Source organism: Klebsiella sp. HMSC16A12, from assembly GCF_001808265.1.
GTDB lineage: Bacteria > Pseudomonadota > Gammaproteobacteria > Enterobacterales > Enterobacteriaceae > Klebsiella > Klebsiella pneumoniae.
This window is the reverse complement of sequence record NZ_KV792636.1, coordinates 1-11347: the sequence shown is the minus strand read 5'-3', so window position 1 is coordinate 11347 and position 11347 is coordinate 1. Positions and strand designations below refer to the sequence as shown.

General features: G+C 54.6%; 10 protein-coding genes. 8 read left to right on the top strand and 2 right to left on the bottom strand.

Going from position 1 to position 11347, the window contains the following annotated elements; genetic code table 11:
* The first annotated feature begins 86 nt into the window (after window positions 1-86).
* The 4 genes from pgtC (at window position 87) to HMPREF3140_RS19570 (ending at window position 5199) form a co-directional block, all read left to right on the top strand.
* The gene (gene pgtC / locus HMPREF3140_RS19585; protein WP_070553072.1) at window positions 87-1307 is read left to right on the top strand and encodes a phosphoglycerate transport regulator PgtC; all 1221 of its coding nucleotides are present in this window, start codon (window positions 87-89) and stop codon (window positions 1305-1307) included.
* 11 nt (window positions 1308-1318) lie between these two features.
* Window positions 1319-3313 carry a two-component system sensor histidine kinase PgtB gene (pgtB, locus tag HMPREF3140_RS19580; protein ID WP_175437606.1) on the top strand — a complete coding sequence of 665 codons (1995 nt, stop codon included), beginning with the start codon at window positions 1319-1321 and terminating at the stop codon, window positions 3311-3313.
* A complete protein-coding gene (pgtA, locus tag HMPREF3140_RS19575) occupies window positions 3303-4553 on the top strand; it encodes a two-component system response regulator PgtA (RefSeq protein WP_002904899.1) in 1251 nt (416 codons plus the stop codon). Before pgtB ends, pgtA begins: the two co-directional genes overlap by 11 nt.
* A 127-nt stretch (window positions 4554-4680) precedes the next feature.
* Complete coding sequence (locus tag HMPREF3140_RS19570) at window positions 4681-5199, top strand: GrpB family protein (protein WP_032411501.1); 519 nt, start codon at window positions 4681-4683, stop codon at window positions 5197-5199.
* A 181-nt stretch (window positions 5200-5380) separates the two neighbouring features.
* On the opposite strand, the gene HMPREF3140_RS19565 is transcribed toward HMPREF3140_RS19570, so the two are convergent.
* Complete coding sequence (locus HMPREF3140_RS19565; protein ID WP_002904893.1) at window positions 5381-6289, bottom strand: LysR family transcriptional regulator; 909 nt, start codon at window positions 6287-6289, stop codon at window positions 5381-5383.
* Window positions 6290-6505: 216 nt separating this feature from the next.
* Here HMPREF3140_RS19565 and HMPREF3140_RS19560 point away from each other — a divergent pair, with 216 nt between their 5' ends.
* The 3 genes from HMPREF3140_RS19560 to HMPREF3140_RS19550 all read left to right on the top strand — a co-directional run bounded on the left by HMPREF3140_RS19560 (window position 6506) and on the right by HMPREF3140_RS19550 (window position 9729).
* Window positions 6506-7492 (top strand): aldo/keto reductase, encoded by a 987-nt coding sequence (locus HMPREF3140_RS19560; RefSeq protein WP_004199887.1) that lies wholly within the window; start codon window positions 6506-6508, stop codon window positions 7490-7492.
* A gap of 45 nt (window positions 7493-7537) precedes the next feature.
* Complete coding sequence (locus HMPREF3140_RS19555) at window positions 7538-8719, top strand: aldo/keto reductase (protein ID WP_032411499.1); 1182 nt, start codon at window positions 7538-7540, stop codon at window positions 8717-8719.
* 65 nt (window positions 8720-8784) lie between these two features.
* Window positions 8785-9729, top strand: coding sequence for an SMP-30/gluconolactonase/LRE family protein (locus HMPREF3140_RS19550; RefSeq protein ID WP_004176169.1), 945 nt, complete (start codon window positions 8785-8787; stop codon window positions 9727-9729).
* A 51-nt stretch (window positions 9730-9780) separates the two neighbouring features.
* On the opposite strand, the gene HMPREF3140_RS19545 is transcribed toward HMPREF3140_RS19550, so the two are convergent.
* Complete coding sequence (locus HMPREF3140_RS19545) at window positions 9781-10818, bottom strand: aldo/keto reductase (protein WP_070553070.1); 1038 nt, start codon at window positions 10816-10818, stop codon at window positions 9781-9783.
* A 256-nt stretch (window positions 10819-11074) separates the two neighbouring features.
* Between HMPREF3140_RS19545 and HMPREF3140_RS28915 the strand changes: the two genes are divergently transcribed.
* A complete protein-coding gene (locus HMPREF3140_RS28915; RefSeq protein WP_032411497.1) occupies window positions 11075-11224 on the top strand; it encodes a hypothetical protein in 150 nt (49 codons plus the stop codon).
* Window positions 11225-11347 lie beyond the last annotated feature (123 nt).

The window sequence follows — 11347 nt, the reverse complement described above, 5'->3', positions numbered from 1 at the left end:
TGTCTCAACGCGGTTTTTACGATATTTCAATATTTATGAACGGGATCACAAACATATTTCTTCGTGGGGTCAGGATAGTGAGCAAAATGCTCGCGCTGCTGCTGCTGACCGCATGGCTGAGACCCTGTGCGGCGCAAAGCAATGAGCTGGTGATGGCGACGACATTTTCTCCCAGCGCCACCGTGTGGATTATCGATCGCTGGCAGAAAGAGGCGGGGTCGGTGATGATAAGGACGCTCAACCGCACCAGCGCCTCGCTGGAACAGTTGCTTGATACGGCAAATGCCGAAAATGTCGATCTGATCCTGACTTCGTCGCCGATGCTGCTGCAGCATCTTCAGGAGCATCAAAAACTGGCGCCGTTCAGCGGTGCGCCGGCAGTCAGCCAACATCTGGTGCCGGAATCCATTCGCTCCACCTCCGTGGCCGTGGCGATCTCCGGGTTCGGTTTGCTGATGAATCGCTCAGCGCTGATGACCCGGCATCTGCCTGTGCCAGCGGACTGGGATGACCTGACCGATCCCCGTTATCAGGGGGCGCTGCTGATGAGCAGTCCGTCGCGTTCGGATACCAACCATCTGATGGTGGAGTCGCTGCTGCAACAAAAAGGCTGGATTAAAGGATGGGAAACGCTGTTGACCACGGCGGGAAACCTCGTGACCATTTCATCCCGTAGCTTTGGGGTGGCAGATAAGATTAAAAGCGGCCTGGGCGTGGCTGGTCCGGTGATTGATAATTACGCCAATCTGCTGCTGAACGATCCGCACCTGGCTTTTACCTATTTCCCTCAGTCGGCGGTTTCGCCGACCTATGTCGCAGTGCTTAAAAACAGCCAGCACGCCAGCGAAGCGCGGCGGTTTGTTCGCTATCTGTTAAGTCCGGAGGGCCAGACGATCCTCGCCGACGCTAATACCGGGAAGTATCCGGTAACACCGCTGGCGCCAGGCAATCCACGGGCGGCGCAGCAGGCGATGCTGATGAATCAACCGCCATTAAACTATCGATTGATCCTCAAACGTCAGCGTTTGGTTCAGCGGATGTTTGATACGGCGATTAGCTTTCGTCTTGCTCAGCTCAAAGACGCCTGGCGAGCGCTGCATAGCGCGGAGGTCCGTCTTAAGCGTCCGCTACCCGAGATACGGGCGCTGCTCACCCGTGTCCCGGTGGATCCGGCCAGCAGCGAGGATGAAGCCTGGCTGGCTCAGTTCGACAACAAAAGTTTTGAGGAACAGCAGATGATGGAGTGGCAGCTCTGGTTTCTCAACAACCAGCGGCAGGCGATTACTAAACTGGAAGAACTGAAATGACGGACAGGTCCATGCTGCAACGCCTGCGGCAAATCAGTATCAGTAGCAGTCTGCGCGGGGCATTTCTGACGGGGGCGCTGCTTACGCTGATTGTCAGCAGCGTAAGCCTCTATTCCTGGCATGAACAAAGTTCGCAGATCCGCTATTCGCTGGATGAGTATTTTCCGCGCATCCATGCGGCTTTTCTGATTGAAGGGAATCTCAACCTGGTGGTCGATCAGCTCAATGAATTTCTGCTGGCGCCAAATACCACGGTACGACTGCAGCTGCGCAACCAGATTATCCAGCATCTGGACAAAATAGAACGGCTAAGTCAGGGGTTGTCGCCGGCAGAACGCCAGCAGTTGGGGGTGATATTGCAGGACAGCCGCGCGCTGCTGGCGGAACTGGATCGCGTGCTCTACAACATGTTTCTGGTTCGTGAAAAGGTGGGAGAGCTTGCGGCGCGGATCGACTGGCTGCACGATGATTTCACCACCGAGCTGAATTCGCTGGTGCAGGATTTTACCTGGCAACAGGGAACGCTGCTCGATCAGATTGAAGCCCGACAGGGGGATGCGAGGCAGTATCTGAAACGCGCCCGGGAAGTGCAGAATGAACAGCAGCAGGTCTATACCCTGGCTCGTATTGAAAATCAGATCGTTGACGACCTGCGCGACAGGCTCAATGAACTGAAATCCGGGAATGATGACGGCATGCTGGTGGAGACGCATATCCGCTATCTTGAAAACCTGAAAAAAACGGCGGATGAAAATATCCGTGCGCTGGATGACTGGCCGAGCACCATTACCCTGCGACAAACGATAGATGAGCTGCTGGAAATTGGCATGGTGAAAAATAATATGCCGGATACCATGCGCGACTATGTTAGCGCGCAAAAAGCGCTCGTGGAAGCCAGCCGGTCCAGAGAAGCGACGCTGGGGCGCTTCAGAACGCTGCTGGAAGCCCAGCTTGGCAGCAGTCACCAGCAGATGCAGATGTTTAATCAGCGTATGGCGCAGATTGTCCGGGTCAGCGGCGGGTTAATCCTGGTGGGGACGCTGCTGGCGCTGCTGCTGGCATGGGGGCTGAACCATTATTTTATTCGCTCGCGGCTGGTGAAACGCTTTACCGCGCTGAATCAGGCGGTGGTGCAGATTGGTCTGGGCCGGACCGAGGCGACCATTCCGGTTTACGGGCGCGACGAGCTGGGACGTATTGCCGGTTTGCTTCGTCATACCCTGGGTCAGCTTAATGCGCAAAAACAGCAGCTGGAACAGGAGATTGGCGAGCGAAAAGCGATTGAGGCCGATCTGCGCGCCACGCAGGACGAGCTGATCCAGACCGCTAAACTGGCGGTGGTGGGGCAGACGATGACCACCCTGGCGCATGAGATTAATCAGCCGCTGAACGCGCTGTCGATGTATCTTTTTACGGCGGGAAGGGCGATCGAACAGGGACAGGCGGAGCAGGCGCGGACGACGTTAAGCAAAGCAGAAGGGCTGATCAACCGCATTGACGCGATTATCCGCTCCCTGCGCCAGTTTACCCGCCGCGCAGAACTGGAAACGCCGCTGCATCCGGTCGATTTGCGTCAGACGTTTACCGTGGCGTGGGAACTGCTGGCGATGCGTCATAAGCCTCAGCAGGGGACGCTGGTGATACCGGATGACACTGTCTGGATCCTGGGGGACGAAGTGCGCGTCCATCAGGTGCTGGTGAACGTGCTGTCCAATGCCCTCGACGCCTGCCCGCACGCCGCGCAAATCACCGTGAGCTGGCAAATCCAGGGCGGAAGGCTGTGCGTGTTGATTGCCGATAACGGCCCTGGCTGGCCTGCGGCCCTACTCCCTTCGCTGTTAAAGCCGTTCACTACCAGTAAAACCGTGGGGCTCGGAATAGGGCTTTCGATATGTGTTTCGCTGATGACGCAAATGGAAGGGGCGTTGCGCCTGGCGTCGACGTTTACACGCAGTGCCTGCGTGGTGCTGGAATTCAATTTGACGGATGTAAAAGATGTTGAGTAATAACTGTTCGATTCTGCTGATTGACGATGATGCCGATGTGCTGGATGCCTATACGCAGCTGCTTGAGCAAGCGGGGTATCATGTCAGTGCCTGTAATAATCCGTTTGATGCGCGGGAGCAGGTGCCGAAGGACTGGCCCGGCATCGTTTTAAGCGATGTCTGCATGCCCGGCTGCTCCGGTATCGATTTAATGACGTTGTTTCATCAGGATGACGATCTGCTGCCGATTCTGCTTATCACCGGTCACGGCGATGTGCCGATGGCGGTGGAGGCGGTGAAAAAAGGGGCCTGGGATTTCCTGCAAAAGCCGATCGATCCGGGCAAGCTGCTCACGCTGGTGGACGCCGCGCTGCGTCAGAGGCAATCGGTTATCGCCCGTCGCCAGTATTGTCAGCAAAAATTACAGGTTGAGCTCATTGGCCGCAGCCAATGGACGGTTCGGTATCGCCAGCGCCTTCAGCAGCTGGCAGAAACGGATATTGCGGTATGGCTTTACGGCGAGCCGGGAACCGGCCGCATGACCGGCGCGCGTTACCTGCACCAGTTAGGACGGCACGCTGAAGGTCCGTTTATCGCCTGCGAGCTGACTCCGGCTAACGCCCATACGCTTAATGAACTGATCGCCCAGGCCCAGGGCGGGACGCTGGTCTTAAGTCACCCCGAGCATCTGACTCACGAGCAACAGCATCAGCTGGTACAGCTGCAGAGTCATGAGAAGCGGCCTTTTCGCCTGATTGGTATCGGTAGCGCTTCGCTGGTGGAGTTGGCCGCCAGCAGCCAGATAGTGGCGGAACTCTATTACTGCTTCGCGATGACGCAAATTGGCTGCCAGCCTCTGTCAAAGCGACCTGATGATATCGAGCCGCTGTTTCATCACTATTTGCAAAAAACCTGTCAACGGCTGAATCATCCCGTCCCGGAGGTGGATGCTGGTCTGTTGAAGGGGATGATGCGCCGGGTGTGGCCAAATAACGTTCGCGAACTGGCGAACGCCGCCGAGCTGTTTGCAGTAGGGGTATTACCACTCGCAGAAACGGTTAATCCGCTGATGCACATCGGCGAGCCGACGCCGCTGGATCAGCGGGTTGAGGACGTCGAACGGCAGATCATCACCGAAGCGCTGAATATCCACCAGGGACGTATTAATGAGGTGGCGGAGTATCTGCTGATACCGCGTAAAAAACTTTATCTCAGAATGAAGAAGTATGGTCTGAATAAAGAGCACTACAAAGGGGTTTAGGGCATCTTGTCAGACGATGGTTGAAAATTATGAGGACAGATACAGATTATAAATGCCTTCAAGTCAGCAGAGGCGATTTATGTTATTGTGACTGCTTAAATTTCCTTAAAAGGTGTGACTGTTGAACATGCGAATATTGACTGTAGTTGATTATGATGAGATGTGGCCGGCTTTATTTGAGAGCGAACGTACTCTGTTGCAGATGACGCTTGGTAAAGTGATATCCCGGATTCATCATATTGGTAGCACCTCGGTGCCTGGATTATCAGCTAAGCCAGTAATAGATATATTAATCGAAGTTGCTAATCTTGAAGAACTGGACAGCCTGAATCAGGCAATGGAGGGTGTAGGATATACTGTGCGTGGTGAAAACGGCATTTTAAATCGTAGGTACTTTACAAAAGGTGGAAATCAGCGTAGTCATCATATCCATGCGTTTGCCACCGGGGATGCTCAAATCATAAAACACCTGGCATTCCGTGATTACCTTATTAAACACAATGACGTAGCCATTCAGTACGCTTTAATGAAAAAAAGCGCGATGTTATTATGTGAAAATGACAGCCACCGATACAGCATTTATAAATCGGATTTCATTCAGAAACATCTTCGTATGGCACTTATTGATGCGGGTCACCTGGGCTAGCCTTCAAATAAACTACAACCCATGTTTTTTTTGTAATTTTTCACAGCGTTACCTCTTGTTTCTCCATTATTAGCAAACAGCACGCCTTGCAGACTCCCTGCGGCTTCCTGCAACTGAGCTTTCTGAATAAGCGACAGGGCGATAAAGCCGATAACGCATCGTTCAGTATGGAGGCACTATTTCACAACCCCAGCGGCCTGGCCTCCTGTATGAACTCAATCAGAAGGCGAAGCCCGGTCGGCAATTGCCGGCGGCTTGAATAATAGATATGAAAACCTTCCTCTAGTGGGGACCATTCCGTAAGCACCAGACGGAGCCGTCCATCCTTGACATAGGGTGCAACAAGAGGCTCCGGAAAATACATCAGGCCAGCCCCGCCCAATACGGCCACCAGACCCGTTTCGGCATGATTGACCGTCACTGAGCCTGGCACTGTCATTTGGTATGTTTCGCCGTCTCGCGCAAGTTCCCAGCGATAAACCCGATCGTCACCGAGACGATTGCTGATGCAGCGATGGTGTAATAAATCATCCGGATGTTCAGGCGTTCCGTAGCGTTCCAGGTAATCAGGGGAGGCCGCGATAACCCAGCGAATATCGGCAGATAAACGCCGGGCAACCATGTCCTCCGGGACGGTGCCACCATAGCGGATGCCGGCATCGAAGCCCGCATCAGTCACGTCAACCATACGGTTGCTGGCCACAATATCGATTTCAATATCGGGATAGCGATCCATAAAAGCGGGCATGACCGGCGCAAGCAAAAGATTTGCCGCTTCAACGGCTGCATTGATGCGGATACGTCCGGTAGGGGTATTGCGATACCGGTTAAGCGATTCAAGCGCGCCTTCTATGGTGTCGAAAGGCTGAAGAACAGACTGAACCAGTTCCTCGCCGGCTGCCGTAGGGGTGACGCTCTTGGTCGTGCGATTAAGCAGGCGAACCCCGAGCCGGGTTTCCAGCCCCTTCAGGGCATGACTCAGCGCTGATGCACTGACGCCTAGTTCAATTGCCGCACGGCTGAAGCTGCGATGACGTGCAATCGCCATGAAATAAATAAGATCGGCAACATCAGCTCTGCTTATTTGCATACAGAAAAGTTTTCCTTATGCGGCGTTAAAACCCGAATGCGTTGATGAAGAAATGATATACACCTTAGACCGATTAGGGCTAATCCGTTGCTGAATTTTTTTCACAAGTCCATTCATGCACGTCCACTCACTGTACACGTTGTGCTTCGTTATTCTTGAAAATCATGCGCTCTGGCTGGTAGGCCAGGGCGGAACACTCATCTAACGGAGCCGTTTATGAACTATACGCATCTTGGCCGCACCGGCCTGAAAGTCAGCCGCCTTTGTCTCGGAACCATGAATTTTGGTGACGTCACCGACGAGAAGACCAGCGCCCGCATTCTGGATGAGGCGCTTGAGGCGGGTATCAATTTCATTGATACAGCAGACGTGTATGGCACTGAACAATCTCCCGATATCCAGCAAGGCTCGGGGCTGTCCGAGGAAATTATTGGTCGCTGGCTTCAGCAGGGTGGCCGCCGTGAACGCATCGTTCTGGCGACAAAAGTCTATCAGCCTATGGGGCCAGGTCCGAACGATCGCCGGCTTTCTGCGTATCATATTCGCAAGGCCTGCGAGGACAGTTTGCGACGGCTTAAGACCGACCATATTGACGTCTATCAGATGCATCACATCGATCGTCATACGCCGTGGGAAGAGATCTGGCAGGCCATGGAACTGCTTGTTCAGCAGGGAAAGGTTCTTTATATCGGTAGCAGCAATTTCGCGGGCTGGGACATTGCGACTGCGCAGTCAGTCGCCACGGCCCGTCATTTCCTGGGCCTGGTCGCCGAGCAAAGTCTTTATAATCTGACAGCCCGCACCATTGAGCTGGAGGTCATTCCCGCATGCCGCCATTTTGGCCTGGGGTTGATCCCCTGGAGCCCGCTTGCCGGAGGGCTGCTTGGCGGCGTACTGAAAAAGATGGCAAGCGGGCGCCGTGCCAGGCCCGCGTTTGCCCGTCTAATCGAACAGTATCGTCCGCAGCTTGAAGCCTATGAAGGATTATGTAAGGACCTCGGCGAAACCCCTTCCGATGTGGCCCTGGCCTGGCTCCTGCAGAATCCTGTCGTTACCGCTCCACTGATTGGGCCTCGTACGGTCGAACAACTCCAGCAGGCGCTTCACGCAACGACAGTCACGCTATCAGACGACACCATGAGCTGTCTCGACGAAATCTGGCCCGGCCCCGGGGGAGAAGCGCCCCAGGCTTATGCCTGGTAATGACCAATTAATGAATCCTTTCTTCGTTATAGGGAGTTCCAGTTTATGAGCAAGATGATCCATGACCAGCCTTCTGCTGCCGCACCCGCTTCCCGGGACCGGCGCAATTTTCTGATCGCCGGCGCCGGTCTGGCTTTGGCCGCAACCACCCTTGGCAGGAGCGGCGCCGTGATGGCGAAACCGGCTGGTCAGGACACGCTGAACGCCCCTTCGGATGCTGCTCCCGTCCGGAAGGAAACCTTAACCACGCGTAAACTCGGCTCGCTGGAGGTTTCCAGCATGGGACTCGGGTGCCTGCCGATGGTGGGTTATTACGGCGGAGGTCCGCGCGATCGTAAAGCCATGGTTTCGCTTATCCGGGCAGCCTTCGAACAAGGTATCACGTTCTTTGATACTGCCGAGGTCTACGGCCCCCATCTCAGTGAAGAATTTGTCGGGGAAGCACTGGCCCCTGTTCGCGATCGTGTAGTGATTGCCACCAAGTTCGGTTTCGGCGTGGAAGAGGGGAAGCCAACTTCCCTAAACAGCCACCCTGACCATATCCGCCGTGCCGTAGAGGGCTCACTAAAGCGTCTGAAAACGGACCACATCGATCTTCTTTATCAGCATCGCCCCGACCCGAATGTGCCGATCGAGGATGTGGCGGAAACCGTGAAGGCGCTGATCCTGGAGGGGAAAGTGAAACACTGGGGACTGTCGGAAGCGAGTGCCAGGACAATTCGCCGCGCACATGCGGTACTCCCTGTGACTGCGGTGCAGAGTGAGTATGCCATGTGGTGGCGGGAACCAGAGACACGAATATTTCCAACGCTCGAAGAGCTGGGTATCGGTTTCGTACCTTACTGCCCGACTGCCCGCAGCTTCCTCGCCGGAGCAGTCAATCCAAGCCAGCGGTTCGACAGCACCGATCGGCGGCATAACCTGCCACGCTTCCAGCCCGATGCCCTGGCCAAAAACATGGTGCTGCTTGAATTCGCGCAGTCGTGGGCCCGTCGCAAAAACACCACTCCGGTTCAGTTCGCGCTGGCCTGGGTAATGGCCCAGCGGCCCTGGATTGTCCCTATCCCGGGTACGACGCAATATCCGCACCTGATAGAAAACAGCGGCGCACCGCAAGTCCGGTTGACGGACAGCGAGCTACGCGAAATCGATGCGGCGCTTGCCAAAATCCCATTGCAGGGCGGTCGCGCCGATCCGTTTACCGAAAGTCAGTTTGATAAAAGTTAATACCTGCTGTCACAGGGAGACTGCAGGTGAAGTCTCCCTCTGTATTATTGCCGGGGATAAACCACATGAATGGACTAAATCATAACGCGCTTACATGCAGTGCCGTCCCCATACCGCCCTGGGAGCGTCCTCTCCAGACCGTGGAGGCCCAGCCGTACTTCAACGTTTCACAGGCGTCGCTCGTGCTCGAAGGGATCGTGTTCGATCGGAACAATAACCTGCTGTTTGTTGATGTGGCGACGGGGCGCGTGTTTAAGCTAACCCCAGAGCGGCAGCTTTCCATTGTCCTTAAGGAGAATTCATTCGGTGCTTCCGGCCTGGCGGTACACAAAGATGGACGGATCTTTATCGCCTCGGTGGGCGATATGCAGCGAGGTTCTGTTCGGGCTATCGAACCCAACGGCACCCGTGAGCAGATGATTGTTGCTCCTGATGCCGGATTTCTTGTCAACGACCTGGTCTTTGATAATCAGGGCGGATTTTATTTCACTGACAGCCGGGGAAATTCAGCCGATCCACAGGGTGGGGTGTTCTACGTTAGTCCCAATGTCGGGTCAATTCATGCCATCCTGCCTGGACTCGCGGTCGGGAACGGCATAGCGATTGACCCCGTCGGCTCTCAGATATGGGCCACAGAACACGCTAAAAACAGGCTTCATCGCGTAAGACTGTCAGACGCCACCACGGTCGCCCCGTTTGGTTCAGTTGTTACCTATCAGTTCACCGGGCCGGCGCCAGACGGGGCCCGTGTCGACAGCGAAGGCAATGTATATGTGGCCATCTCAGGCCAGGGCCGCGTCATGGTCTTCAACCGCAACGGACTGCCTATTGGGCAAATTGTGCTGCCTGACCGCGACAAAGGCCGTAACCTTAAATCGACAAGCCTGGCGATCCGCCCCGGGCATCGCGAGTTGTTTATTGTCGCTAACAGCGGGACCGAACCTGGTGGAGCGATGATTTTTCGATCGGGCGCATTCGCGCCGGCACCGTTTCCCTTTTCACATCAGTGACCGGGAATGAGTGGTCTGGGAGACCCGGCAACGCCGGGCCAGGGCAGGGTGTTAATAGTTCTGGATCGCTGAAGGTGGCGTGAGGGAAGGCGGCGTATCCGGAAGCGGGGGAATGATCCCGTCAACGGGGTGTGGCAGATAGCGAGCTTCCAGTTCCGTGATTTCGGCATCGCTAAGTGAAAAGTCCAGCGCGCTGATAGCCGTGGAAAGATGTTCTGGTTTCGTTGCGCCAATGATCGGTGCTGTGATGACGGATTTTGATAACAGCCAGGCAATTGCAACATGAGCTCTTGGCACCGCGTGCTTTTCGGCAATGCTGGCAACAACATCAATCACGGGCTTATCCAGAAGGGCTGCGTTCTCATACATTTTTAACGCAAAGGCATCGTTTTGCGTTCGTCGGGACGTGACACTCCAGTCGCGCGTGAGCCTGCCGCGTGCCATCGGACTCCAGGGGATCACCCCAACGCCTTGGTCTTCACACAGGGGCAGCATCTCGCGCTCTTCTTCCCGGTAAAGCAGGTTGTATTGCGGTTGCATCGTGATAAATCGGGTCCAACCGTTACGCTCAGCGGTATGCTGCATTTTTGCAAAGCGCCAGGCTTCCATAGAAGATGCGCCGATATAACGCGCTTTTCCTGCTTTAACGACGTCATGCAGAGCCTCCATGGTCTCTTCAACAGGCGTGAAGTAGTCAAAGCGATGAATCTGAAAGAGATCCACATAATCCATGCCTAAGCGCATCAGGCTATCGTCAATAGACTGAAAAATGGCCTTGCGGGAAAGAAACCCGGTATTGGGTGAGTTGCGCCACGGAAAGAAGGTCTTTGTCGCTACAACGATCTCGTCGCGTCTGGCCATCTCTCTCAGCGCTTTTCCTGTAATTTCTTCTGAACTACCGCCCGAGTAGATATTCGCGGTATCAAAAAAATTAATGCCGGCTTCAAGCGCCTGACGAATGAGCGGTCGTGACGCCTTTTCATCCAGGGACCAGGGTTGAGGCAAACGTTCAGGTTCGCCATAACTCATACAACCGAGACAAAGACGGGAGACTTTCAACCCGCTACGACCCAGATTCACATACTTCATTCGGTGTTCCTTCTTTTATTGCCAGCAATTATGTATGTGACAGGGTATTGCACTGGTATGAAGGGAACCAGCATGCGCCATTGAATGGTGTTATGAGTTTTTTTCACAAGTAGACAACATTCTCATACGCCAGCCTAGGCCCAAAGTCGGTATAGCGTTCGCGGATAATATTGAGTGCGTACCGGGCAAGACCATCAGGCAGCTGGTTATTGCTGGGTTATCCACGACGGCGGTTAGGCATACTCAGTGGGCCTGATTGATTGTAACGCTAGAGAAGGCGTCGGCACTGGCGATCGGGAATACCCAGGCGCTGCGCGGCCATCTGAGTGGTCAGACGCTGGTCGACAACGTCATGAATGATTTAGAGTCGGTTAACTTCATCCAAAGTAAAAATGCCGGTGCATGATCCGTCATCAGAATCCTTTGATTGGGAAACTATCTTTGAAAGCAGTGATCGCTGTGGTGAGACTGTAGCGCGGACATGTCTATTTGGTCAGAGGGAAGTGCGGACAAATTCCTGGACCTTCAG

Bases quoted from the DNA above. Each gene is read 5' to 3' on its own strand.
- pgtA (WP_002904899.1), top strand. From the start codon at position 3,303: ATGTTGAGTAATAACTGTTCGATTCTGCTGATTGACGATGATGCCGAT.
- HMPREF3140_RS19555 (WP_032411499.1), top strand. From the start codon at position 7,538: ATGAGCAAGATGATCCATGACCAGCCTTCTGCTGCCGCACCCGCTTCC.
- HMPREF3140_RS19550 (WP_004176169.1), top strand. From the start codon at position 8,785: ATGAATGGACTAAATCATAACGCGCTTACATGCAGTGCCGTCCCCATA.
- pgtC (WP_070553072.1), top strand. From the start codon at position 87: ATGCTCGCGCTGCTGCTGCTGACCGCATGGCTGAGACCCTGTGCGGCG.
- HMPREF3140_RS19545 (WP_070553070.1), bottom strand. From the start codon at position 10,818: ATGAAGTATGTGAATCTGGGTCGTAGCGGGTTGAAAGTCTCCCGTCTT.
- HMPREF3140_RS19570 (WP_032411501.1), top strand. From the start codon at position 4,681: ATGCGAATATTGACTGTAGTTGATTATGATGAGATGTGGCCGGCTTTA.
- HMPREF3140_RS19560 (WP_004199887.1), top strand. From the start codon at position 6,506: ATGAACTATACGCATCTTGGCCGCACCGGCCTGAAAGTCAGCCGCCTT.
- HMPREF3140_RS19565 (WP_002904893.1), bottom strand. From the start codon at position 6,289: ATGCAAATAAGCAGAGCTGATGTTGCCGATCTTATTTATTTCATGGCG.
- pgtB (WP_175437606.1), top strand. From the start codon at position 1,319: ATGCTGCAACGCCTGCGGCAAATCAGTATCAGTAGCAGTCTGCGCGGG.